Annotated in this window: 20 protein-coding genes; 1 reads left to right on the top strand and 19 read right to left on the bottom strand. The window is 66.7% G+C overall.

Annotated elements, in window-relative coordinates; genetic code table 11:
• Position 1: 1 nt before the first annotated feature.
• From HU735_RS00365 to HU735_RS00310, 12 genes are read right to left on the bottom strand one after another with little or no spacing between them, the layout of a single operon-like run.
• Positions 2–2,317, bottom strand: a complete 2,316-nt coding sequence (locus HU735_RS00365; RefSeq protein WP_186711990.1) for a hypothetical protein — start codon at positions 2,315–2,317, stop codon at positions 2–4.
• A complete protein-coding gene (locus HU735_RS00360) occupies positions 2,307–2,915 on the bottom strand; it encodes an outer membrane lipoprotein carrier protein LolA (protein ID WP_186711989.1) in 609 nt (202 codons plus the stop codon). Before HU735_RS00360 ends, HU735_RS00365 begins: the two co-directional genes overlap by 11 nt.
• Positions 2,912–3,337, bottom strand: a complete 426-nt coding sequence (locus tag HU735_RS00355; protein ID WP_186711988.1) for an acyl-CoA thioesterase — start codon at positions 3,335–3,337, stop codon at positions 2,912–2,914. The genes HU735_RS00360 and HU735_RS00355 overlap by 4 nt, the downstream gene beginning before the upstream one ends.
• A complete protein-coding gene (locus HU735_RS00350) occupies positions 3,330–4,874 on the bottom strand; it encodes an aromatic amino acid ammonia-lyase (RefSeq protein ID WP_186711987.1) in 1,545 nt (514 codons plus the stop codon). Before HU735_RS00350 ends, HU735_RS00355 begins: the two co-directional genes overlap by 8 nt.
• On the bottom strand, positions 4,855–5,793 hold the full coding sequence (locus HU735_RS00345) for a glycosyl transferase (protein ID WP_050707323.1): 939 nt from the start codon (positions 5,791–5,793) through the stop codon (positions 4,855–4,857). The genes HU735_RS00350 and HU735_RS00345 overlap by 20 nt, the downstream gene beginning before the upstream one ends.
• A complete protein-coding gene (locus tag HU735_RS00340; protein WP_186711986.1) occupies positions 5,790–6,524 on the bottom strand; it encodes a glycosyltransferase in 735 nt (244 codons plus the stop codon). Before HU735_RS00340 ends, HU735_RS00345 begins: the two co-directional genes overlap by 4 nt.
• Positions 6,517–8,187, bottom strand: a complete 1,671-nt coding sequence (locus HU735_RS00335) for an acyl-CoA synthetase family protein (protein ID WP_186711985.1) — start codon at positions 8,185–8,187, stop codon at positions 6,517–6,519. Before HU735_RS00335 ends, HU735_RS00340 begins: the two co-directional genes overlap by 8 nt.
• On the bottom strand, positions 8,184–8,729 hold the full coding sequence (locus HU735_RS00330) for a hypothetical protein (RefSeq protein WP_186711984.1): 546 nt from the start codon (positions 8,727–8,729) through the stop codon (positions 8,184–8,186). The genes HU735_RS00335 and HU735_RS00330 overlap by 4 nt, the downstream gene beginning before the upstream one ends.
• Positions 8,726–8,980 carry an acyl carrier protein gene (locus HU735_RS00325; protein WP_050707319.1) on the bottom strand — a complete coding sequence of 85 codons (255 nt, stop codon included), beginning with the start codon at positions 8,978–8,980 and terminating at the stop codon, positions 8,726–8,728. Before HU735_RS00325 ends, HU735_RS00330 begins: the two co-directional genes overlap by 4 nt.
• A gap of 9 nt (positions 8,981–8,989) precedes the next feature.
• The gene (locus HU735_RS00320; protein WP_186711983.1) at positions 8,990–9,262 is read right to left on the bottom strand and encodes a phosphopantetheine-binding protein; all 273 of its coding nucleotides are present in this window, start codon (positions 9,260–9,262) and stop codon (positions 8,990–8,992) included.
• Positions 9,231–10,049 (bottom strand): lysophospholipid acyltransferase family protein, encoded by an 819-nt coding sequence (locus HU735_RS00315; protein WP_186711982.1) that lies wholly within the window; start codon positions 10,047–10,049, stop codon positions 9,231–9,233. The genes HU735_RS00320 and HU735_RS00315 overlap by 32 nt, the downstream gene beginning before the upstream one ends.
• Positions 10,025–10,747: a beta-ketoacyl synthase chain length factor gene (locus tag HU735_RS00310; protein WP_346655343.1), complete on the bottom strand. Its 723-nt coding sequence runs from the start codon at positions 10,745–10,747 to the stop codon at positions 10,025–10,027. The genes HU735_RS00315 and HU735_RS00310 overlap by 25 nt, the downstream gene beginning before the upstream one ends.
• A gap of 317 nt (positions 10,748–11,064) precedes the next feature.
• Here HU735_RS00310 and HU735_RS00305 point away from each other — a divergent pair, with 317 nt between their 5' ends.
• A complete protein-coding gene (locus HU735_RS00305) occupies positions 11,065–11,838 on the top strand; it encodes a ParA family protein (RefSeq protein WP_186711981.1) in 774 nt (257 codons plus the stop codon).
• Here HU735_RS00305 and trxC read toward each other — a convergent pair.
• From trxC to betI, 7 genes are all read right to left on the bottom strand, one after another.
• Positions 11,835–12,269, bottom strand: a complete 435-nt coding sequence (trxC, locus tag HU735_RS00300) for a thioredoxin TrxC (RefSeq protein WP_186711980.1) — start codon at positions 12,267–12,269, stop codon at positions 11,835–11,837. The two genes, HU735_RS00305 and trxC, sit on opposite strands and share 4 nt — an antisense overlap.
• Before the next feature lie 55 nt (positions 12,270–12,324).
• Positions 12,325–13,785 (bottom strand): protein adenylyltransferase SelO, encoded by a 1,461-nt coding sequence (locus HU735_RS00295; protein ID WP_186711979.1) that lies wholly within the window; start codon positions 13,783–13,785, stop codon positions 12,325–12,327.
• A 120-nt stretch (positions 13,786–13,905) separates the two neighbouring features.
• Positions 13,906–17,199 carry a mechanosensitive channel MscK gene (gene mscK, locus HU735_RS00290; protein WP_186711978.1) on the bottom strand — a complete coding sequence of 1,098 codons (3,294 nt, stop codon included), beginning with the start codon at positions 17,197–17,199 and terminating at the stop codon, positions 13,906–13,908.
• A 35-nt stretch (positions 17,200–17,234) separates the two neighbouring features.
• A complete protein-coding gene (locus tag HU735_RS00285; RefSeq protein WP_186711977.1) occupies positions 17,235–18,977 on the bottom strand; it encodes a potassium/proton antiporter in 1,743 nt (580 codons plus the stop codon).
• 254 nt (positions 18,978–19,231) lie between these two features.
• Positions 19,232–20,929, bottom strand: coding sequence for a choline dehydrogenase (gene betA, locus HU735_RS00280; protein WP_186711976.1), 1,698 nt, complete (start codon positions 20,927–20,929; stop codon positions 19,232–19,234).
• Between the two features lie 76 nt (positions 20,930–21,005).
• Positions 21,006–22,478, bottom strand: a complete 1,473-nt coding sequence (betB, locus tag HU735_RS00275; RefSeq protein WP_186711975.1) for a betaine-aldehyde dehydrogenase — start codon at positions 22,476–22,478, stop codon at positions 21,006–21,008.
• A 38-nt stretch (positions 22,479–22,516) separates the two neighbouring features.
• The gene (gene betI, locus HU735_RS00270; protein ID WP_110735256.1) at positions 22,517–23,173 is read right to left on the bottom strand and encodes a transcriptional regulator BetI; all 657 of its coding nucleotides are present in this window, start codon (positions 23,171–23,173) and stop codon (positions 22,517–22,519) included.
• Between the last annotated feature and the right edge of the window lie 488 nt (positions 23,174–23,661).

Here is a 23,661-nt window from a genome sequence, read left to right as displayed (position 1 = left end):
ATCAGCTGTGCGCTCCTTCGCGCGACGCGGCCCAGGGGGCCAGGATGAAGCTCATTGCCAGGCCCAGGCTTACTGCCAGGCCGAAATTGCTCACCGCCGGGGTGCTCGACAGTGCCAGCAGGCCGAACGACAGCCAGGTGGTCAGCGCTGCCAGCAGGGTGCCCAGCAGGCTCACCGCCTCACCGCCGACGCGCTCGTGCATGAGGATCGCGTAGTCGACGCCGATGGCGGTCACCAGCAGCAGGCCGAATAGACTGAACAGCGTCAGCGGCTGCCCGAGCCAGCCCAGCAGGGCCAGGCTGCACAGCGCGGCGAGCAGCGGCAGGGCGACGATGCGCAAGGCACCGCGCAGGCCGAACGGCAGCACCAGCAGTACCAGGATCAACACGCACGACAGCAGCTTGAGCTCGGCGGCGCTGACCTGGGTGGCGGCGAACAGTTGGTTCAGCTCACCCAGCCGGTCCACCAATTGCACGCCAGGCAGACCCTCGGACTGCAGGCGCAGCAAGGCGGTATCGTTCAGCCCCTGGAGGCTGACGATGGCGGCCACGCCCTGATCCACCTGGCCCAGCCACAAGGGGCGCCAGGCTTCGCCCATGGGGCCGGCGAGGACATCGTCGATGGACTGGATCGGCAGCTGGTGCAATTGCTTGAGTTCGGCCAGCAGCGCGGTTTGCGGAACGCCCTGGGCCAGCAGCGCTTGCCAGTGTCCGGGCAGGCGATCCAGCGCCTGCAGCGTGCGCGCCTGCTCGACGGGGCTGGCGACCAGCCGATCGAGGGACATGTAGCCCTTGAGCTTGCCCAGGTCGACCAGCTCGTCGAGTTTTTCCGACAGCGCCGCCAGGCGTTCCAGCAGTTGCTGTGGATCGGCGCCGCGCACCAGGTAGAACTGGCTGGTGGGTTGGTAGCCGGTGATGCGTGCCACGGCCTGGGCTTCTTCCAGCAGGTGCGGCGGGCTGCCGACCCACTGGCGCACGTCGTTGCGGCTGTCCAGGCGCCACAGTCCGGCAGCGCAGAACAGCACCAGCAGGGCCAGCAGCGCGGCGCTGGGGACACGGCGCAGCAGGCCGGCGCGCAGTTCGGTCAGCCATTGCGCGACGCGCAGTGGCCACTGCGCCGGGCGCAGCTCGACACCGCCGAGCAACGCCGGCAGCAGGCACACGGCGCTGAGGTAGGCGCCGACCAGGCCGGCGGCCGAGAACGCGGCGATCTGGGTCAGCGCGGGGAACGGCGTGAAGGCCAGGGCCAGGTAGCCAATGCAGCTGGTCGCCAGGCTCAGGCTCAGCCCTGGCAGGGTCAGGCGCACGGCCGGCCAACTGCGCCAGGGTTGCAGGCTCCAGCTCTTGGACAGGTAGTGCAACGGGTAGTCCACGGCCACGCCAATCAGGCTGGAGCCGAGTACCAAGGTCATCACGTGCATCTGCCCGAACAACGCCACGCACACCACCGAGCCGAACAGCATGCCCACCAGCACCGGCACGAAGGCCAGCAGCACACGCCAGCGACGGAAGGCAAGCAGCAACAGCAGCAGGATGCCCGCGGTGGCGCCGCCGCCGACCCAGGTGATCTCGCGGCTGGCCTGTTGCTGGCCGGCCGCGGCATGCAGCAGGCCGCTGGCCGCCAGCAGTCGGGCACCTTGCTGGCCGGCGTCGTCGCGGGCGCGGGCCAGCAGGTCGGCCACCTGCAAGGGCAGGTGCATGTCGAAGGCGTTGCCCAGGGTGCGGGCGCGCAGCAGCACCCACTGCTGGCCGTCGGCTTCGGCCACCAGGGCGCCGCTGGCGGTGTCCAGCTGCACGTTGACCGGCTTGGGCTGGCTCTGCTGGATGCGGCCGGTCAGGCCGAGCCAGTCATCCTGGCTTGCCACCAGGCTGAAGCCGGCGAAGGGGTCGAACAGGCTTTGCAGGCGTTGCTCGACAAAGGTGTCGGGCTGCTCGGCCAGCAGTTGCCGGTCGTGGGTCGAGAGCATGGCCACGCGGCCCTGCAGCAACTGGCTGCGTAGCGCTTGCAGGTCGGTCTGCAGGCTCCATTGCACCTTCTCGAACAGGCCGCTGGCCTGCCATTGCCCGGCCAGGCGTTGGGCCAGGGCGACGGCCTGCTCGCGTTGGGAATGGCCGACCAGCACCAGCAGCTCGCGGTTGAGCGGCTCCTGCATGCGCTGCTCGGCCTGCTTGACCAGCGGGTCCTGGGTGGCGCCGGGCACCAGGGTCATCAGGTCGGCCGACAGCGGCGCGCCGCGATGCCATTGCCAGCCGGCCACGGCAAGCATGATCAGCAGCAGGCCCGCGAACAGACGCGGCAGCAGGCGTTCAGTTGGCAAAATCGCTGCGCTCCGCGTCGCTGAGGGCGCTGGCGCCACGGCTTTCGGGCATGCGCAGCACGGTGCTGTCGCCCTGGGTTTCGCTCAGCTCGATGCGCTCGACGTAGCGCCCGCCGGTGATGTCGATGCGGGTGAAGACTTGCTTGAGCAGCAGCGAACGTGGGGTCAGGCGCAATTGCCAGTGCGCGGCGTCGCCTGAAAGCGCCAGTTCGAAATCGCGTTGCAGGCCGCTGCTGTCGCCTTGCAGCACGGCGAAGAACAGGCGGTTCTGCTCGGCGCCGGCACTGCGCGCGGGCAGGGTTTGCCAGCCGCTCGGGTCGCGGCGGGCGATGCCTTGGGCGTCGATTCGGTAGTCCTGGCGCAACGGGGACTGCAGCAGCCAGAGCAGGCCGTGGTCGCGGGCCAGGACGAAGCGGCCCTTGCTGGTCAGCGGCTGGGGCAGGGCGCGCAGGTGCTTTTCCTGGATGAACGGGCCGCTGACCACGGCGGGTTCGCTGAGCTGCTTTTGCAGGTCGTCGAGGGTGAAAGCCAGGGTCAGGGGGCTGATAAGCAGCAGAACGATAGTTATCAGGACCCTGTGGGAGCGTGCGGCGCTCATGGCAGCACCTTGGCGACGGCATCGAGCATCGCCTGGGGCGAGGCCAGCTGCATTTCGCCGCTTTCGATGTGCACGGCCACCTGCACGGTGCTGGCGCGGGTCATACGCTCGCCGCTGGCGGCGTCACTGATCAGGTAGTGGATCTTCAGGCGGTTTTCCCATTCCACCAGGCTGGCGCGCACGGTCAGGCGCTGGCCGAAGGTGGCGCCGCGGATGTAGCGCAGCTGCAGATCGATCACAGGCCACGCATAGCCGCTGGCCTGCATCCGCAGATAGTCGTGCTCCAGGCGGTCGAGCAGCGCGCAGCGGGCGACTTCCAGGTACTTCACATAGTGGCCGTGCCAGACGATGTGCATGCTGTCGACGTCGAAGAATGGCACGACGATCTCGCTGTCGACGTGGAACACCCCGGGATTACGCATGCAGCCTCCAGTGGCGCTGGCCGATACGGGCCAGGCACAGGCGCAGGTCCTGCTCCAGGGCGCGGTCCTCGATGACTGGGGCGAAGTCCTCCAGCAAGGCTGCGTGCATCTGCGCCAGGGCCGGCGGCAAAGCGTGCGCGTCGGCCAGGCGCTGGCGCAGCCAGACCCCCTGGTTGGCGGCCAGCAGGGTGGCGGCGGCAACCTGTTCGGTCAGCTCCAGCACGCGCAGGGCGTCGCGGGCGGCGATGGTGCCCATGCTCACCTTGTCCTGGTTGTGGCATTCGGTGGAGCGGGAGAACACGCTGGCGGGCATGGTCTGCTTGAGCGCCTCGGCGGTCCAGGCGCTGGCGCCAATCTGCACGGCCTTGAAACCGTGGTTGAGCATGGCGCGCTCGGCGGGGGCGCCCGAGAGGTTGCTCGGCAGGCCGTGGTTGTAGCGCACGTCCACCAGCAGGGCGAGCTGGCGGTCGAGCAGGTCGGCGACGTTGGCCACCAGGTTCTTCAGGCTGTCCATGGCGAAGGCGATGTGCCCGCCATAGAAATGCCCGCCGTGCAGCACGCGCTCGGCATCACCGTCGATGATCGGGTTGTCGTTGGCGCTGTTGAGCTCGGTTTCGATGAACCCGCGCAGCCAGCCCAGGCTATCGGCCAGCACGCCCAGCACATGGGGCGCGCAGCGCAGCGAGTAGCGGTCCTGCAGGCGATGCAGCGGCGGCAGCGGGGCTTCGATGGCCAGGTCCTGGCGCAGCCAGGCGGCGACCTGGGTCTGCCCCGGGTGTGGCTTGGCGGCGAACAGGCGCTCGTCGAAGTGCTCGGGGTTGCCCTGCAGGGCGACGACATTGAGCGCGGTGATGCGCGTGGCCAGCTTGAGCAGGTAGTCGGCGCGGGCGAAGGCCAGGCAGGCCAGGCCGGTCATTACCGCGGTACCGTTCATCAGCGCCAGCGCTTCCTTGGGGCGCAGCACCAGGGGCTGCCAGCCGAGTTCGCGGTGCACGTCGGCGCTGCTGCGGCGCTCGCCCTGGTACATGACTTCGCGCTCGCCCGACAGGGCCGCGGCCACGTAGGAAAGCGGTGTCAGGTCGCCGCTGGCGCCAACCGAGCCTTCTTCCGGGATCAGCGGCAGGATGTCGTGCTCGATGAACGCCTGCAGGCGTTCCAGCAGCTCCAGGCGCACGCCGGACACGCCATGGCTCAGCGAGCGCAGGCGCGCCGCCAGCACGGCGCGGGTCGCCGGCGCGTCGAGCAGCCGGCCCAGGCCGCAGCCGTGGAAGGTGTAGAGGTGGCGGGGCAGGGCCTCGACGCGCTCCAGCGGCACGGCCACCACGCAGGAGTCGCCGTAGCCGGTGGTCACGCCGTAGATCACCCCTTCCTTGTCCAGCAAGGTGTCGAGGAAGCGCGCGCCACGGGCAATGCGCTCGCGGTAGGCGGCGTCAGCCTGCAGGCGCGACGGCGCGCGGCGCTCGGCCAGGGCCAGGACGTCTTCGATCGCCAGCGGCGCTTCGCCGAAGGTTACAGGCTCATGCGGATGCATCGTCATCGGTCTTCCAGAAGGGGTAGAAATTGAACCATTGCAGCGGTGCCTGGGCGCAGTAGTGGCCCAGGCGTTCGGCGTAGCGGGCGGTCCATTCGGCGATCACCGCGTCGCGTTGGCCACGGCGCCACTGCAGGCGCTCGACGAACGGCTCGAGGGTGACCTGGTAGCGGCCCTGAAGCTTGAGGCAGAACAGCAGGTTGAGCGGGCAGCCGAGCAGCCCGGCCAGCAGCCACGGCCCCTGGGGGAACGCCGCCGGGTGGCCGAGGAAGTCCACCTCCACGGTGCGACCGCCATGCAGCGGCACGCGGTCGCCGGCAATCGCCAGCCACTCGCCACGCTCGAGACGCTCGGACAGTTGCAGCATCACTGCCGGGTCCAGCTCGCTGACCTGGATCAGCCGCAGGTGGCTGGCGCCGGCTTCGCCCAGCAGGCGGTTGAAGTGTTCGGCATGGCGGGTATGCACCAGCACGTTCATGGTCACTTTTTCGCCGATCTCGGCCAGGGCCCGGCACACTTCCAGGTTGCCCAGGTGCGCGCCCACCAGCATTTGCCCGCGTTCGCCGCGCAACTGCTGGCGCAGGTTGGCCGGGTCGACGATGTCGATCTGCGAAAGCGCCAGCCGACCGTTCCATACGTCGAGCTTGTCCAGCAGGGCTTCGGCAAATGACATGAACTGGCGGAACACGCGCCACTGGCCGGGCGCCTGGACCTGGCCGGCGCTCCAGCGGTGCAGGCGCTGCTGGTACTGCCAGGCGCTGCGCCGGGCGCGGCCGCCGAAGACGAAGAAATAGGCGACGATCACATGGATCAGCGGGCTGAGCACGCGCCGCCCGAGCAGGCGGGCCAGGGTGGCGGTGAGCTTCATCAGCCAGAAGCTGCCGCGTTCCTGGTGCTCGGCCCAGTGTTGCGGACGCTCGCTCATGCGTGCCACCTGCGCCAGAGGATCAGCGGGGCGCGCACGAGCATGCCGAAGAACAGCTTGGCGTGCATCTTCGAGATCAGTGCGTTGTCGTGGAGCAGGCGAAAGTGCGACAGGCCGTCCTGGGGATAGTGGACCTTGGTCGGCAACCAGCGCATCGGCTGGTTGCGCCACGCCAGGCGCACCAGGATCTCCGGGTCGAAATCCATGCGCCGGCCGAGGCTGACGCTGTCGATCAGCGCCAGGGTCGCGGGCAGCGGGTAGACACGAAATCCGCACATCGAATCGGGGATGCGCAGCGACAGGCTGTTGATCCACACCCACACGTGGGTCAGGTAGCGGGCATACAGGCGGCCCTTGGGCACGCTGGCATCGTACTGTGGATAACCGCACACCAGCGCCTGTGGATAAGCCTGCGACTGGGTCAGGAAGAGGCTGACATCGGCCAGGTCGTGCTGGCCATCGGCGTCCACTTGCAGGGCGTGGCTGAAGCCCAGTCGCGCAGCTTCGCGCAGGCCGGCCATCACCGCGCCGCCCTTGCCCTGGTTGACTGCCAGGGTGACCAGGTGAACGTCGTCGCGCTCGGCCAGCTGGCCCAGTACCCGGGCGCAGGCCGCGTGGCTGGCGTCGTCGACCAGCACGCAAGGCAGGCCGGCGCGCAGCAGGTCGTCGACCACCTTGGGCAGCGCCTGCTCGTGGTTGTACACCGGGATCACCGCGCAAGGCTTATGCACAGGCTGCCTCCAGCACGATGCGGCCACTGGAGCAGGGTTGTCCGGAGCAGGTGTAGGCGAAGTAGAGCTTGCCGCGCGTGGCGTCGAAACGCAGGGTCAGCAGCAGTTCGTCGCCCGGGCGCACCAGTTGCTGGAACTTGAGCACTTCCATGCCGGCGAAGCGCTGGGCCAGTTGCAGGCGCGAGGCAGCCAGGGCGATTGCCCAATCGATCTGGACCACACCCGGGAGCACGGGCGTTTGTGGGAAGTGCCCGGGGAAGCAAGCGAGGTCCAGGGGGATGGCCAGGCGCAGATGCAGTTCTTCGCCTTGCTGCGTCTGCGCCAGCACCTCTGGTGCCATGCTGCGCGGGGCCAGCAGCAGGGCCTGCAGCTCGGCCTGGGGCAGCTTGCCCTGGGAGTTGAGCGGCAACTGCCGGGCCAGGCGCCAGCGCCGTGGCAGGGCCAGCGCCTCGCAATGGCCGGCCAGGTGCTGGCGCAGGCCGTCGATCACGGCGCGGCGGCCCTGGTTGCGCAGGGCGTGCAGCCCGGCCGGGGTCAGGGCTACCAGGGCGCCGAGGTAGGCGCGGCCTTCCTCGATCACCCCCAGGCGTGCTTCGGCGACCCAGGCATGGGCGCACAGGGCCTGTTCGAGCATGGGCAGCGAGATGCGCTTTTCCTCGAGCTTGACGATGCGGTCCAGTCTACCGAGCAGGCGGAAGCGCCCGTCGTCGCTGAACTCGGCGGCGTCGGCGCTCTGTTCGACGTGACCGGCGGGCAGGTAGGGCGAAGCGATGCGCAGGGCGCCCTGGTCATCCTGGCTCAACTGCACGTCGGCAAAGGGTTGCCACAGCGGCTCGCCCTGGCGCCAGGCGATACCGCCGGTCTCGGAGCTGCCGAGGATCTCGGTGGGCCATTGTCCCAGGCGCTGTTGCAGGCTTTCGGCGGCGACCGACGGCAGTTCGCCGCCGGAGGAGAACACCCTGCGCACCGGGCCCAGGGCCGGCCAGTCGAGGTTGTCGCCCATGCGCTTGAGCAGTGCCGGGCTGGCCACCCAGGCGAACGCCGGGTGCTCGCGGCTGGCGCGTTGCAGGTCTTCGGGAAATGGCAGTTGGCGGCGCTCGAAGCCGCGCCCGGCACACAGTGGCCAGAGGACGCGGAACAGCAGGCCATAGATGTGCTGGGTGGCGACACTGCCGATGATCCAGGCCGTGCCGAGGTCCTTGCCCCAGAGCTGCTCCAGGGCATTGACCTCGTTGGCCAGCTGGCGCAGCTGCTTGTCGATGCGCTTGGGCTCGCCGCTGGAGCCGGAGGTGCACAGGCTGATGCGGCAGGTGTCGAGGTCGAGATCGGAGGGGGCGAGGGCCTCTCCCAGCAGGTCGTCGAGCTGCTGGTCGGTGGTCAGCCACAGGTCGACCTGGGCCTGCCAGCGTTCCCGGGTGGCGGGCTGCAGGTCGGCGGGCAGCAGCACTTCGGCGCCAGCGCGCCAGGCGCCGAGCAGGGCGATGGCCAGCGACGCGGCGTCTTCCAGGTGCACGGCCAGGCGGCGGATCCCGCGCTCACGCAGGCCGCCGGCCAGGCGCAGGGCCTGCAGGCTGAGCTGGGCGTGGTCCAGGGATGGTGCGTGGGTCACCCGGCGCGGTGCGTCCAGCGGGCGCAGCAGGTGTTCGAGGTTGATCCAGTTCATGAGCGTCCTCGCACACGTTGTCTTATCAGCCATTCGACGGCGAACAGCAGGCCCATCGCGGCATAGGCGATCAGGCCGTTGTACAGGGTCCACCAGGCCAGCGGCGCCCACAGGGTCAGGCCCGCGGCGACCAGGCCATTGACCAGGAAGAACAGGCACCACACCTGCGTCACCCGCCGCGTGTAGCGCACCGCATGGGGCGGCAGATCGGGGTCGCGCAGGCGCGCCAGGCGTTCGGCCACCGGCATGCCGCGCAGCAGGCTGGTGCCGAACAGGGCCAGCATGAAGGCGCTGATCAGCACCGGGTACCAGCGCAGCAGATGCGGACTGTCGGACAGCCCCAGCAGGGCGCAGAACGCCAGCGCCGCCAGCGCCATCCACAGGCTGCCTGGGCGGCGCGGCGTGGTCAGGGCACGGGCCAGCCACAGGCCGCCGAGCAGCAGGCCGAATTGCCAGGGGGCGAAATGGGCCATGCCGAAGTGCACCGCGAAGGGGTACAGCAGCCCGGCCAGCAGCAGGCCGAGGCCGATCAGGCGTTTCATGCCGCCGGGTTGACCAGGCGGTGCACCGCCTCGACCACGTCACCGACGGTGCGTACCGACTTGAAGTCGTCGGCGGCGATCTTCTTGCCGGTCTGGCGCTTGATGTGGTCGATCAGGTCGACGGCATCGATGCTGTCGATTTCCAGGTCCTGGTACAGGTTGGCGTCCAGGGTCACGCGCTCGGATTCCAGTTCGAACAGCTCGACCAGGGCGTCGCGCAGGATGTTGAAGATGTCTTCACGGGTTTGCATGGTGCGGTCTCAGGCTGCCTGACGAGCGGTGACGAACGCCGCGAGGGTGGCGACGTTGCTGAAATGGTTGCGGGTGTCCTTGGCATCGGCGTCGATCTTGATGCCATAGCGCTTCTGGATCGCCAGGCCGAGCTCGAGGGCGTCCACCGAGTCCAGGCCCAGGCCTTCACCGAACAGGGTCTGCTGGTCGTCGATGTCCTGCACGCTGATGTCTTCCAGGCCCAGGGCGTCGATGATCAGTTGCTTGAGGTCACGGTTCAGGTCTTGCTGTGGATCGCTCATCGGCGGCGAGCTCCTTTGTATAGTGCTGGTGCAGGAAATCGTTGAGTCGGCGCGACGCGATCGGCGCCGGGCCCATGGCGGCGAAAGCCTGGGGGTCGATGTCGGCGCCGACGCTGAAGCAGAAATGCACGCGGCGCCAGGGAATGCGGTACCAGGGCTCGTTCTTGGTCAGGGTGGTGGGGCTGACCCGGATGGTCACGGGCGTGATGATCTTCGCACCCCTGAGGGCGATGGCCGCGGCGCCGCGATGAAAGGCGGGGACATGGCCGGGCGCGGTGCGCGTGCCTTCGGGGAAGATGATCAGCGGCTGGCCTTGCTGCAAGGCGGCGACGGCGCTGTCGAGCATGTCCATGCTGCCGTCGTTGCCGATGTACTGGGCCTCGCTCACCGGGCCGCGGGTGAACGGGTTGGCGAACAGGCTGTGCTTGACCACGCAGTTGGCCTGGCGCACCAGGCCGATGAGGAACACCACGTCGATCAAAGAGGGGTGGTTGGCGATGATCATCTGCCCGGGGCGGCCCAGGCGCTCGGCGCCCTTGATCTCGTAGGTGAGCACGCCGGCCACCTGCATGAAACGGATGAAGCGCCAGAACAGCCAGCCGATGGTGCGCCGGGCGCGCTGGCGGTGGCGCGCGGGGTCACCCGGCAGGCAGGCGAGCAGGGGGAATACCAAAAGACGCAGGCACAGGCCACCCAGGCCGAACAGGCCAAAGCTCAGGGCGGTTGCCAGCAGGCGCCACAGGTAGGCGTCCCGGGGGCGCTCTATGGCTGTCGTTGCCAGTTCCATGTGCGGCGGTTCCAGGTATGGGAAAGGGTTCGGGCACCACCCAGCGTGGCTTGCAGCCAGCTCAAGGCGTGGGGCAGCGCGGGGCGGGGAGCATCGGGCGATGAGGGGTGGCCTAGTGCCAGCTGCCATTGTCGCCCAGGCGTGAGGCGCAATGCCAGCGCGTAGCCAAACGGCACATCGTCGATCCAGGGGCCGTAGACCGACGGCGGTTGTTCCTCGGCGATGATCAGCAGCACCGCCGGCGCCCCTTCGCGCAGCAAGGCCGCGGCTTCCAGCAGGCCTTGCTCGAAACCGTCGCCGGCCGCGGCCAGGGCGGTCATCTCGCACGTCTCGCCGCGCAGGATCGACCACAGGCCGATCACGGCATTGTGCACCGAGAGACTGAACTGGGTGGGTGACAGCGGCTGCTGTGCGGCCAGGTCGCTGAGGATCGACAAGGTGCGCGGCGTTTCGCCGTGGCGCGAGACGAACACCAGTGGCATCGGTTCGCAACCCTCGGCCAGTGGCCAGCCCACGGCGAACGCCATGCGTGCGAGCGGGCTCAGGCGGCGGCGTTGCATGGCGGGCAGGAACGAGACGTCCGGCACCTGCTCCGCGGCGCATGGGTGCAGGTCATGGTCGGCCCAGGACTGCCAGTCGTCGGGCGTCTGCAGGCCGGGCGCCCAGGCGCGCCATTGGCTGATATCAAAGGTGATCACGGTGCTTGTTACTTCCCGCCCTGTGGGACTTCCTTGCCTTGGGGATGACTCGGAACACAGACCTTGCAGGGTGGCGCTTTGCCGAGTGGCGCGCATTATCCCGGTGACGGAGGTGTGTAGCAATTAGTCGTTACATTCCTGTCAGTCAGACATTGCATTTGCGCAGAAGTATCGAATCGGATCTGCTGCGTAAGTGTTTTCCGACGGCTGGTCAGTGACAGGTTGTCGGTCGCTGGCCGCCCAACTTGAGCGAAGTGCTGGCCATTAGCGGTGCGGCGCCACATACTCGGGCATTCGTTGATACACGGAGGTCTGTCATGCGGCGCGTGGTGTTCAATCAGAAAGGTGGCGTGGGCAAGTCGAGCATTGCCTGCAATCTTGCGGCGGTCAGTGCCAGTGAAGGCTATCGGACCCTGCTGATCGACCTGGATGCCCAGGCCAACTCGACCCAGTACCTCACCGGCCTGACCGGCGACGACATCCCCATGGGTATCGCCGACTTCTTCAAGCAGTCGCTGTCCAGTGGGCCGTTCGCCAAGAAGAACAAGGTCGACATCTATGAAACCCCCTTCGACAACCTCCACGTGGTGACCGCCACCTCGGAGCTGGCCGACCTGCAGCCCAAGCTCGAGGCCAAGCACAAGATCAACAAGCTGCGCAAACTGCTCGACGAGCTGGACGAAGACTACGAGCGGATCTACATCGACACGCCGCCAGCGTTGAATTTCTATGCAGTTTCCGCACTGATCGCTGCCGATCGCGTGCTGATTCCCTTCGATTGCGACAGCTTCTCGCGCCAGGCGCTGTACGGCCTGCTGGCCGAGATCGACGAACTCAAGGAAGACCACAACGACGAGCTGGTGGTCGAGGGCATCGTGGTCAACCAGTTCCAGTCACGGGCCAGCCTGCCCCAGCAGATGCTCGACGAGCTGCTCGCTGAAGGCCTGCCGGTGCTGCCGGTGTACCTGGGCAGTTCGGTGAAGATGCGCGAATCCCACCATGCCAGCCTGCCGCTGATCCACCTGGAGCCACGGCACAAGCTGACCCAGCAGTTCGTTGAACTGCACGATCTGCTTGAGCGCAGCGCCTAGATCCCCTGAGTCCGTAGCCATTCCAGCAGCGACTGCAGTGGAAACGCGCCGGCTTGGCGAGCCACTTCGCGGCCGTTCCTGAACAGGATCAGGCTGGGGATCGAGCGGATGCCGAGCTGGCCGGCGAGATTGCGGTTGGCCTCGCTGTCTAGCTTGGCCAGGCGGCAGCGACCAGCGAGCTGGCGCGCGGCCTGTTCGAACACCGGGGCGAAGCTCTTGCAGGGGCCGCACCAGTCGGCCCAGACATCCAGCAGCAGCGGCAGGTCGCCCTTGATCTGGGCGGCGTAGGCACCCTCATTCAGTTCGAAGGGCTGAGCGAGCAGCACGTCCTGCTTGCAGCGGCCGCATTTGGGGCTGTCGCCCAGGCGCTCGGCGGGCAGGCGGCTGAGGCCGTTGCAGTGGGGGCAGGGGATTACCAGGGGTTCGGACATTTTATCTCCTTGATATTGCTGGGGCTGCTGTGCCGCGAAAGGGCCGCCCCGGGGTTCATGACGAACAGCTGATCTCCAGGTGCTTGCCCCACTCCGGCGGACGCTCGGCATAGGCCTGCATCCCGGGCTGCTCCTCGAACGGCTTGCCCAGCACCTGGTGCAGCCGCCGCACTTCACTGTAATCGCCCGCCTCGGCGGCTTCGATGGCCTTCTGCGCCAGGTAGTTGCGCAGCACATAGAGCGGGTTGACCGCATGCATGCGCTCGCGGCGCCCTTCTGCATTGCCCGCTTCGCGCGCGCAGCGCGCCTGGTACTCGGCGCCCCAGGCGTCGAAACCGGCCAGGTCGATGAAATCTTCCCGTACCAGCTGCAGGGCCTCGGCCACGGGCTGCTCGCCCAGGTGGCGGAAGAACAGGGTGTAGTCCACGCCGCCCCGCTGCATGCACTGCAGCAGGCGCTCGACCAGTGCCATGTCGTCGTCCTCGGCAGTGGTCAGGCCCAGGCGGCGGCGCATCAGGTCCAGGTAGTGCGCCTGGTACAGCGGCAGGAACAGCCCCAGTGCCTCCTTCAGCGGCTCGACCTCGATCACCGTGGTCAGGGCCTGGGCCAGCGCGCTGAGGTTCCAGTGGGCGATCGGCACCTGGTTGGCGTAGCTGTAGCGGCCCCGGTCATCGGAATGGTTGCAGATGAAGTTGGCGTCGAAGTCGTCGAGGAAGGCGTAGGGGCCGAAGTCGAAGGTGATGCCGAGGATCGACATGTTGTCGGTGTTCATCACCCCGTGGCAGAAGCCATAGGCCTGCCAGCGGGCGATCAGCTCGGCGTTGCGCTCGACGATGGTGCGGAACATGGCCAGGTAGGGCTGCTCGGCGTCGCGGCACTCGGGGTAGTGCTGCTCCAGCACGTGGTCGATCAGCACCCGCTGTTGTTCCGGTTGCTTGGTGTAGTAGAAGTATTCGAAGTGGCCGAAGCGCACGTGGCTTTGGGCCATGCGCAGGAGCATGGCGGCGCTCTCGCGGGTCTCGCGCCATACCGGGGTGCTCGAGCCGATCACGCACAATGCGCGGCTGCTGGGAATGCCCAGGGCGTGCAGGGTCTCGGAGGCGAGGAATTCGCGGATCGACGAGCGCAGCACGGCGCGACCGTCGCCCATGCGCGAATAAGGCGTCTGGCCGGCGCCCTTGAGGTGCAGGTCCCAGTGCTCGCCGGCCTCGTTGAGGACTTCGCCCAGCAGCAGGCCACGACCATCACCCAGGCGCGGGTTGTACGAGCCGAACTGGTGGCCGGAATACACCATTGCCCGTGGGTCGGCCTCTTCCCAGAGCTTGTGGCCGCTGAACAGCTCGGCGAACACCGGCAGTTCGGCCTGGGCCGGGTCGAGGTCGAGCAGGGCCATGGCCGATTGGCTGGCGACGACCAGGCGTGGATCGGCGATCGGGTCGGGCAGGACCTGGGTGGAGAAGGCATCGCCGAGTTGGGCGAAGCGGTTGTCGAAGGTCAGGTGGTCAAGGGTTCTCACAGGCCGGCTCCGCGATTGGAATGATCGCGGGGCAAGCCCGCTCCCACGCAGCAGTGTGGAAGCGGGTTTGCCCCGCGATGCGGTAGGACATTGTCAGGGTGCATGCCCCTTGGCGTCCACTCAACTCGGCGGCGTGCTGTCCGGCTTGCGTTCCATCGGGATCAATTGCTGCTTATCCATCAGGAACACCTCCACCTGGCGCACCGAGATCTTGATGTTGTGCGCCTTGAACTCGCGGTTGATATAGCGGTTCAGTTCGTCCAGCGTCGGGTTGCGGTCGCCCAGGTCGCGCACGTGCATGCGCAGCTCGTGGTCCAGCGAGCTTTCGCCGAAGTTGAGGAAGTACACCAGCGGCTCCGGGTCCTTGAGCACCCGCGGGTTCTCGTGGGCGCCCTTGAGCAGCAGGTCGCGCACCAGGTCCAGGTCCGAGCCGTAGTCGATGCCCAGCTTCAGCGTCACCCGGGTGACCGTGTCGGTCAGCGACCAGTTGATCAGCTGGCCGGTGATGAAGGTCTTGTTGGGGACGATGATGTCCTTGCGGTCGAAGTCGGTGATGGTGGTGGCGCGGATGCGGATCTTGCTCACCGTGCCGGACAGGTTGCCGATGGTGATGGTGTCGCCGATGCGCACCGGGCGCTCGAACAGGATCATGATGCCGGAGATGAAGTTGGCGAAGATCTCCTGCATGCCGAAGCCCAGGCCCAGCGACAGTGCCGCCACCAGCCATTGCAGCTTGTCCCAGCTGACCCCGAGGGTGGCCAGGGTGCTGACGATGCCGACACCGGCGATCACGTAGGACAGCAGCGTGGTGATGGCGTAGGCGCTGCCCTGGGCAAGGTTCAGGCGCGACAGCACCAGCACTTCGAGCAGGCCCGGCAGGTTGCTGGCCAGGGCCACGGCGATGCCGGCGATGACCATGGCGCCGAGCAGGTCGCCGAGGCTGATCGGCACCATGCTGGCCGCCGCGCCGGTGCCGCTGCTGTACTCGTAGAGGGTGATGTTGTTGAGGTAGGCGAACACCGTGATCAGGTCCGCCCATACCCAGTACAGCCCGCCGATGAAGCCGCCGAGCAGGGCCAGGCGGATCAGGCGCAGGGACTGCTGGTTGACCTGCTCGATGTCCAGGGTCGGCTCCTCGACCACCACCTCACCGTCGAGCCCTTCCTTGGCCGCCTGGCGCTTGCTCAGGGCGCGCTGGTAGGCCAGGCGCCGCGCCGCCACCGACAGGCCACGCACGAACGCGGCCTCGATCACCAGCCAGAACAGCAGCAGGTAGAGGGTGTAGATCAGCCGGTCGGTGAGCTTGAGGGCGGTGTAGTAATAGCCGAAGCACACCGCCACGAACAGCGCGATGGGCAGGGCGGTGAAGGCCACCCCGACGGCCTTGCGGAACAGCGAGGTGTTCTGGTGCGCCGGGCTGCTCAGCAGCAGGCGGCTGAGCAGCCAGGCCATCAGCGCATAGCAGGTCAGTACCACGCCGATGCCCAGCACGTCGTCGGCCAGGGCCGACGGCTGGTGCTCGGCCACCGCCACCACGCCAACTAGGGCCAGTACCACGGTACCGAGCCGGCGTACCCAGCCGCGCAGGAACTCGACCTGCGGCTTGTGCCAGCGGAAGTGGATCTCGGCCACGCCGCCCGGGGCGAGGATGCGGTAGGCGGTGTAGAACACCAGCCAGGCCTGGGCGATTTGCCACAAGGCGGCGCCGAGGTTGGCGTTCTGCCCACGGGCGTCGAGTTGCAGGGCGTAGCTGCCCAGGGTCAGGGCCAGGGCCACCGGCAGGGCCAGGAGGATGTTGATCAGGATCGCCTGGGGCGTGTGCCATTGGCTGTCGCGCTTGAAGTGGCCAATGTCCTGGTGGACCTTGCCCAGCCGTCGGTACAGCGCCTTGCGCCGCCACAGCAGGGCGCCGATCACCAGGATCAGCGGCAGGAACAGCAGCGGCTGCTGCACCAGGCCGTCGCCCAGCTCCTTGATGCCGGCGCCCCACGGCAGGCTGGCCACCTGGTAGGTCAGGCGCTCGGGCACTTCGCGCAGCCACTGCCAGTCCAGCGGCTTGTTGCTGGGGATCCAGAACATCTGCTCTTCCAGCGTGGTGCGCAGGTTCTGGGCGGTGCTCAGCAGCTGCTTCTGGTTCAGCTGCAGGGTGATGCACTCGTTGAGCAGCGCCGACAGTTCGCGGTTCAGTCGCTCGAGCAGGTCGCCGCGGGTGATCGCCACTTCCAGCAGGGCCTTGCGCAGTTGCGGGGTGACGTCTTCCTCGGGCTGGCTGGCCAGCAGCTTGTCCACGTAGTTGGACGGGCTGCTCATCTGTTCGCGCTGCTGGTTGACCTCGAACTGGTAGAGGCGGATATCGGCGATCTGGTCGGCCAGGTCGCGGTCGACCTTCAGGTGCGGCAGGGCCTGCTTCTGTTTGTAGAGGATCTTCGACAGCAGCAGGCTGCCCTTGAGTACGTTGATCTGCTCGTCCAGGGCCTGGTCGGCCTGGGTGAGGCTGTCGAGCTGCTGCTTGGTGCGCAGGTTCTGCTGGGTTACCTCGTTGAGACGGTCGGTGCTGCGCAGCAGGTAGTCGGACAGCTGCAGGTTGGCGGTGCTTTCGGTGGCCAGCAGGTTGCTGCCGCCGGCCTTCTGCGCCTCGATCGACTGGCGGGTGACGGTCTGTTGCGACTGGGCCAGGCGCTTTTCGTTGATCAGCGTCTGCAGGTCCTGGATTTCCTGTTCCAGGCGGGTGGCACGCTCGATCAGCAGGTCGTGGCGGGCATTGCCCAGGTCCTGCAGCACGCTGTTGCCGGCCAGCTCCTGGCGGCGCAGCAGGGTCAGGGCGTTGAGCGAGGCCAGTTCGGCGTTGAGCTGGTTGCGCTGGTCGGCGTTGATCGACTTGCCGTTGTCCTTGCCGCTCTTGAGGCTGTTGTTGATCTGCTGGACGCGCACCTGGTTGCTGCTGATCTCGGCCTGGGCGCGTTCAGGGCGGGTCTGTGAATTGATGATCAGGCTGTTGGCTTCGGACAGCGCCTTCTGCAGGTCACCCTGCTGGGTGCTGCGCTCGCTGAGCATCTGCTCGAGCTGCGGCACCGTCAGGTTGGCATAGCGCTGCGCCACCGGCAGCGCGGGGCTGGCCTTTAGCTTGATCAGCTCGCGCTGGCTGTCGCGGATCTCTTGGGGCGCGCTAGCCAGCTGCTGCTTGAGGGCTTCGAGCTTCTTTTCGCTGTCGTCGCGGGCGTTGAGCAGCGCCAGGGTCTGCTCCAGCACCTGCTGCACGGCTTTCTGCTCGGTTTCCGGCAGCTTGCGCTCGGCGATCTTGCTCAGGCTGCTCTGGATGCCCGGGGTGGTCGGGATTTCCACCGCGCCGGCGGCGAACGAGAAGGTCAGGCACAGCCCCAGCAGGGCTGCGCGGCAATGGTCACGCAGGGACATAGGCAGAGTTCTTGTGTTACGCGGCAAATCGGAGTTTAGAGGAACAGCCCGGGTCCGGGGCGGGTACCTTCGGGGAATCTGACGCCCACTTTCTGGATCTTGTTCCCGTCCATGACCGCGACGGTCCAGATCGTGCCGTGCCATTCGATCTGGTCACCTACTACTGGAGCGCCTCCGACCTTCTGTCGGATGAACTGCGCCAGCGGCATTTTCGCGTCCAGGCCATCGAGTTTCAGGCCGTACAGCGCGGCCACCGCGCCCAGCTCGGCATCGCCTTCGAGGACGAAATCGCCGAAGAAACGCAGGTCCAGGCCACGCTGCGGTGCCTGGCTGAACAGCTTGCCCAGCGCCGGCAGGTTATGTTCGTGGCCGATCACGCAGAGCATGTCGCCGACTTCCAGCACGGTGCTGCCCGACGGGTGCAGCAGTTGCTCGCCGCGAAACAGCGCGGCGATGCGCGTGCCCTCGGGCATCTTCAGCTCGCGCAGGGCGGCACCGATGCACCATTTCTCGGCGCCCAGGCGGTAGACGAACAGCTCCCACTCGCTGGTGACGTGCACTTCGAGCGCGGAGCGGGAAATCGGCGCCGGGTCCGGCGGTACCGTGACCTTCAGCAGCTTGGCCATCCACGGCAGGCTGGTGCCCTGCACCAGCAGCGACACCAGCACGATGAAGAAGGCCAGGTTGAAGAACAGCTGGGCCTGGGGCAGCCCCGCCATCAGCGGGAACACCGCCAGGATGATCGGCACCGCGCCACGCAGACCGACCCAGCTGATAAAGCCTTTCTCGCGGCCATGGAAGGCCTTGAACGGCAGCAGGGCGGCCACCACCGACAGCGGCCGGGCCACCAGGATCATCCACAGCGCCAGGCCCAGGGCCGGCAGGGCGATGGGCAGCAGGTCATGGGGCGTGACCAGCAGGCCGAGCACCAGGAACATGCCGATCTGCGCCAGCCAGGCCATGCCGTCGAGCATGTGCAGGATGCCGTGGCGGCTGCGGATCGGCCGGTTGCCCAGCACCAGGCCGCACAGGTACACGGCGAGGAAGCCGCTGCCGTGCAGGGCGTTGGTCAGGGAGAACACCGCCAGGCCGCCGGCCACCACCAGGATCGGGTACAGGCCGCTGGCCAGGTTGATGCGGTTGACCAGTTGCAGCATCAGCCAGCCGCCGCCCAGGCCCATCAGCCCGCCGATGCCGAACTCGCGCAGCAGGTGGGTGAGCAGGCTCCAGTGCAGGCCGGTCTGGCCGCTGGCGATCATGTCGATCAGGGTGACGGTGAGGAACACCGCCATCGGGTCGTTGCTGCCCGACTCGATCTCCAGGGTGGCGGTGACCCGTTCGTTCAGGCCCTTGCCGCCGAGCAGCGAGAACACTGCCGCGGCATCGGTGGAGCCGACGATGGCGCCGATCAGCAGGCCCTGGATCAGGCTCAGGTCGAACAGCCAGGCGGCGACCATGCCGGTCAGGCCGGTGGTGATCAAGACGCCGACCGTGGCCAGCGACAGGGCCGGCCACAGCGCCACGCGGAAGCTCGCCACCCGGGTGCGCAGGCCGCCGTCGAGCAGGATCACGGCGAGCGCCAGGTTGCCCACCAGGTAGGCGGTCGGGTAGTTGTTGAAGATGATGCCGCCACCATCGACCCCGGCGAGCATGCCGACCGCGAGGATGATGACCAGAATGGGGATGCCCAGGCGCGATGACAGCGAGCTGACCAGGATACTGGCCCCGACCAGCAGCGCGCCGATCAGGAACAGACTGTTTATGGTGCTCGCATCCAAAGGCAGGTACTCCGGGACAGCGGGAAATAAGACTTGCAGCATGAACTAGCAGGTCACGTGCCAATCGATTCTAACCTGATGAATTGGCAGGCTGTAAAGCGTTTCTGCATATGAAAAAAGGCACCTCGAGAGGTGCCTTTTCAGGTGTTGCGTGAAGCTGTGGGTGGGCTTGCCCCGCGATGGCGCCCGTCAGGACAGTGGCGTCGCCAGATCCTACGCTATCGCGGGGCAAGGCCCGCTCCCACAGGTGCCGGTCAGGCCTGCTTCACTTCACGCATCGGCTTGCCCTTCACTGGTGCATCGCCCGCCACGTAGTACTTGGCGGTGCTGCGCGGCAGCGGCTTGCGGCCACGGATCTTGTCCGAGATCTTCTCGGCGATCATGATCGTGGTGGCGTTCAGGTTGCCGGTGATGATCAGCGGCATGATCGAGGCGTCGACCACACGCAGGCCCTGCATGCCGTGCACGCGACCTTCGCCGTCGACCACTGCCATGTCGTCGGTGCCCATCTTGCACGAGCAGGACGGGTGGAAGGCGGTTTCGGCGTGCTCGCGGATGAACTTGTCCAGCTCTTCATCGGTCTGCACGTGGGCGCCTGGGCTGATCTCGCGACCACGGAACGCGTCCAGCGCCGGCTGGGCCATGATTTCACGGGTCAGGCGGATGCCGTCGCGGAATTCCTGCCAGTCCTGCTCGGTGGACATGTAGTTGAACAGGATGCTCGGGTGCTGGCGCGGGTTCTTCGACTTGGCCTGGATGCGACCACGGGCCGGCGAGCGCATGGAGCCCATGTGCGCCTGGAAGCCGTGCTCTTTCACGCCGTTGGAGCCGTTGTAGTTAATCGCGACCGGCAGGAAGTGGTACTGGATGTTCGGCCACTTGAACTCAGGACGGGTGCGGATGAAACCGCCGGCCTCGAACTGGTTGCTGGCGCCGATGCCGGTGCCGTTGAACAGCCACTCGGCGCCGATTTTCGGCTGGTTCCACCACAGCAGCGACGGGTACAGCGACACCGGTTGGGTGCAGGCGTACTGCAGGTACAGTTCCAGGTGGTCCTGCAGGTTCTCGCCGACGCCCGGCAGGTCGTGGACCACCGGGATGTCGAGGCTTTCCAGCAGGGCGCGCGGGCCGACGCCGGAACGCTGCAGCAGCTGCGGCGAGGCGATGGCACCGGAGGAAACGATGACTTCCTTGCGGGCACGGGCTTCGACGCGCTCTTCGCTGTCACCCACCAGGTAGGTCACACCAACGGCACGCTTGTTGTCGAACAGCACGCGGTCGCTCAGGGCGTGGGTGACGATGGTCAGGTTCGGGCGCTTCTTGGCCTGGTCCAGGTAGCCGCGGGCGGTGCTGGAGCGACGGCCGTTCTTGGTGACCGAACGGTCCATCGGGCCGAAGCCTTCCTGCTGGTAGCCGTTGAGGTCTTCGGTGCGCGGGTAGCCGGCCTGCACGCCGGCCTCGACCATGGCGTGGAACAGCGGGTTGTTGCCGGCTTTCGGCGTGGCCACGCTGACCGGGCCTTCGCCGCCGTGGTAGTCGTTCGGGCCGATGTCGCGGGTTTCGGCTTTACGGAAGTACGGCAGGCAGTCCAGGTAGGTCCAGTCTTCCAGGCCTGGCAGTTCCGCCCAGCCGTCGAAGTCCATGGCGTTGCCACGGATGTAGCACATGCCGTTGATCAGCGACGAGCCACCCAGGCCCTTGCCGCGGCCACATTCCATGCGGCGACCGTCCATGTGCGGCTCCGGATCGGTCTCGTAGGCCCAGTTGTAGCGGCGACCCTGCAGCGGGAAGGCCAGGGCGGCTGGCATCTGGGTGCGGAAGTCGAAGCGGTAGTCGGGGCCACCGGCTTCCAGCAGCAGAACGGTGACGCTGGCGTCTTCGGTCAGGCGGGTGGCCAGGGTGTTACCGGCCGAGCCGGCACCGACGATGATGTAATCGAATTCTTGGGACATGAAAAGTACCCTCGTTGGCGGTGGTCAGGGAGCGCAAATGCCCGTGCGCGAAGGCACGGGCGTGGCTAAACGGGGTTTAGAAAACCGAGTTGTAGCCGCCCAGCTCGACCTGGACCGACTTGATGCGAGTGTATTGAGCCAGCGAGCTGACACCGTTCTCACGGCCGACGCCCGACTGCTTGTAACCGCCAACCGGCATTTCGGCCGGCGACTCACCCCAGGCGTTGATCCAGCAGATGCCCGCTTCGAGCTTGTGGATGATGCGGTGGGCGCGGCTGATGTCGTTGGTGCAGACGCCGGCGGCCAGGCCGTATTCGGTGTCGTTGGCGCGACGGATGACTTCTTCCTCGGTCTCGTAGCTGAGGATGCTCATCACCGGGCCGAAGATCTCTTCCTTGACGATGGTCATGTCGTCGCTGCAGTCGGTGAACACGGTCGGGGCCACGAACGCGCCCTTGGCGAAGTCGCCGTCCAGCAGACGCTCACCGCCGCACAGTACGCGGGCGCCTTCTTCTTTACCCTTGGCGATGTACGACAGCACGCTTTCCATGTGCTGGAAGCTGACCAGCGGGCCGAAGTTGGTGTTCTCGTCTTCCGGGTTGCCGGCACGGATGCGGGCAACGCGCTCGGCGATCTTGGCTTCGAAGGCGGCTTTCATCGCGGCAGGGATGAACACGCGGGTGCCGTTGGTGCAGACCTGACCGGAGCTGTAGAAGTTGGCCATCATGGCGATGTCGGCGGCCTTGTCCAGGTCGGCGTCGTCGCAGATGATCAGCGGCGACTTGCCGCCCAGTTCCATGGTCACTTCCTTCAGCGAGGAGCTGGAGGCGCTGGCCATGACTTTCTTGCCGGTGGTGGTGCCGCCGGTGAAGGAGACTTTCTCGATGCGCGGGTGCTCGGTCAGCCAGGTGCCGACTTCGCGGCCGCTGCCGGTCAGGACGTTGAACACGCCGTTCGGCAGGCCGGCTTCGGTGAAGATCTCAGCCAGTTTCAGGGTGGTCAGCGAGGTGACTTCCGACGGCTTGAAGATCATCGCGTTGCCGGCGGCCAGGGCCGGGGCGGATTTCCACAGGGCGATCTGGATCGGGTAGTTCCAGGCGCCGATACCGACGGTCACGCCCAGCGGCTCGCGGCGGGTGTAGACGAAGGACGATTCGCGCAGCGGGATCTGCTCGCCTTCGATGGCCGGTACCAGGCCTGCGTAGTATTCCAGCACGTCGGCGCCGGTGACGATGTCGACGTAGCGGGTCTCGGAGTACGACTTGCCGGTGTCCAGGGTTTCCAGCATGGCCAGCTCGTCGTTGCGCTCGCGCAGGATGTCGACGGCGCAGCGCAGGATGCGCGAACGCTGCATGGCGGTCATCGCCGCCCAGACTTTCTGGCCGCGCTCGGCGCTTTCGACGGCTTTTTCGACGTCGGCCTGGGTCGCGCGCTGCACATGGGCGAGGACTTCGCCGGTGGCCGGGTTGATGGCTTCGAAGGTGGCGTCGCTGCCAGCGTCGACGTAAGCGCCATCAATGTAGAGTTTTTGCGTTCCGAAACGGGCCATAGTGTCCTCGCAAGTGCAGTGTGTGGTTGGCTGCCGCGTCACGCTCCTGCCGGTTGGCTGGTCGCTGCGCGCGGCTGTTCAGAGGCCTGGTCGGTTGTGCCCAGGGACTGCTGTTTCGCCAGTTGTAGATCCATGTATTCGTAAGCGATGCGTATCGCCTGGTCGGTGTCGAATGCATCCCCCGACAGGGCGCCACGCAACCACAGGCCGTCGATCAGGGCTGCCAGCCCGCGGGCAGCCTTGCGCGCATGGTAGAGCGGCAGGACGCGGCGGAACTGACAGCACAGGTTGGAATACAGACGGTGATCGTTGATCCGCTGCAACCTGTGCAAAGACGGCTGGTGCATGCTGGAGGCCCAGAAGGCCAACCAGGTTTTCATTGCCGGGCCATTCACCTGGCTCGCATCGAAGTTGCCTTCGATGATCACCTTCAGGTGGGCACGCGGGCTGTCGTCCGTGAGTGCCTGACGACGCGCGATCACACCCTCGTTGAGCATGTTCATGATGTAGCGCATCGTCGCTGCGATCAGGCCGTTCTTGTCCTGAAAGTAGTGACTGATGATGCCGTTCGACACACCGGCCAAACGGGCAATCAGCGCAATGCTGGCATCGCCCAGTCCGACCTGATCGACCGCCTGCAATGTGGCTTCGATCAACTGCTGGCGGCGGATGGGTTGCATACCGACCTTGGGCATCTTGCTATCTCCTCAGGCCTGCGGGCAGACGACGAGCGGCTGCCTCGGCGAGGCCAGTCTATTTTGTTTTGATTGAACGTTCAATCAATAAAGAATAAGCTCTGCGACAATTTGTGCCATTGACAGTTTTTCAGGCCGTCAAAGGGGCACGAATCGACACCCCAGGAAATCGTGTAACCCCCGGAATACAAGGCGTTGACGGGCATGAGCGATGCAAAGGACAGATTCTGCCGAGCGGTCACGGACTGCGCGGTCGGCCCTTGGAGCGGGCCAGGTGGTCTGTGGCGAATGCGCGCACCTTCTGCTGAGTGCGTGGCAAGGCGACAGGCGGCCGGTCTGTTTTTTTTGCAGCGTTTCGATTCGGGATCACGGTTTCCAGGTGCCTTTTATAACACCTTGCGCAGTAGGGCTATTGCACCAATTGCGCGGGACATAACTGTTTAGCCTCCACTGCCGCACTGCCCGGAGCATTCGTGCAATGAGTTCTG

Origin of the sequence: Pseudomonas sp. BW16M2, from assembly GCF_014268865.1 — a bacterium.
GTDB lineage: Bacteria > Pseudomonadota > Gammaproteobacteria > Pseudomonadales > Pseudomonadaceae > Aquipseudomonas > Aquipseudomonas peradeniyensis.
This window is presented reverse-complemented; position numbering and strand designations above follow the sequence as displayed.

Excerpts from the sequence above, each read along its gene's own strand:
- HU735_RS00360 (WP_186711989.1), bottom strand. The coding sequence starts at position 2,915 with ATGAGCGCCGCACGCTCCCACAGGGTCCTGATAACTATCGTTCTGCTG.
- HU735_RS00355 (WP_186711988.1), bottom strand. The coding sequence starts at position 3,337 with ATGCGTAATCCCGGGGTGTTCCACGTCGACAGCGAGATCGTCGTGCCA.
- HU735_RS00350 (WP_186711987.1), bottom strand. The coding sequence starts at position 4,874 with ATGACGATGCATCCGCATGAGCCTGTAACCTTCGGCGAAGCGCCGCTG.
- HU735_RS00345 (WP_050707323.1), bottom strand. The coding sequence starts at position 5,793 with ATGAGCGAGCGTCCGCAACACTGGGCCGAGCACCAGGAACGCGGCAGC.
- HU735_RS00335 (WP_186711985.1), bottom strand. The coding sequence starts at position 8,187 with ATGAACTGGATCAACCTCGAACACCTGCTGCGCCCGCTGGACGCACCG.
- HU735_RS00330 (WP_186711984.1), bottom strand. The coding sequence starts at position 8,729 with ATGAAACGCCTGATCGGCCTCGGCCTGCTGCTGGCCGGGCTGCTGTAC.
- HU735_RS00325 (WP_050707319.1), bottom strand. The coding sequence starts at position 8,980 with ATGCAAACCCGTGAAGACATCTTCAACATCCTGCGCGACGCCCTGGTC.
- HU735_RS00320 (WP_186711983.1), bottom strand. The coding sequence starts at position 9,262 with ATGAGCGATCCACAGCAAGACCTGAACCGTGACCTCAAGCAACTGATC.
- HU735_RS00315 (WP_186711982.1), bottom strand. The coding sequence starts at position 10,049 with ATGGAACTGGCAACGACAGCCATAGAGCGCCCCCGGGACGCCTACCTG.
- HU735_RS00305 (WP_186711981.1), top strand. The coding sequence starts at position 11,065 with ATGCGGCGCGTGGTGTTCAATCAGAAAGGTGGCGTGGGCAAGTCGAGC.
- trxC (WP_186711980.1), bottom strand. The coding sequence starts at position 12,269 with ATGTCCGAACCCCTGGTAATCCCCTGCCCCCACTGCAACGGCCTCAGC.
- mscK (WP_186711978.1), bottom strand. The coding sequence starts at position 17,199 with ATGTCCCTGCGTGACCATTGCCGCGCAGCCCTGCTGGGGCTGTGCCTG.
- betA (WP_186711976.1), bottom strand. The coding sequence starts at position 20,929 with ATGTCCCAAGAATTCGATTACATCATCGTCGGTGCCGGCTCGGCCGGT.
- betB (WP_186711975.1), bottom strand. The coding sequence starts at position 22,478 with ATGGCCCGTTTCGGAACGCAAAAACTCTACATTGATGGCGCTTACGTC.
- betI (WP_110735256.1), bottom strand. The coding sequence starts at position 23,173 with ATGCCCAAGGTCGGTATGCAACCCATCCGCCGCCAGCAGTTGATCGAA.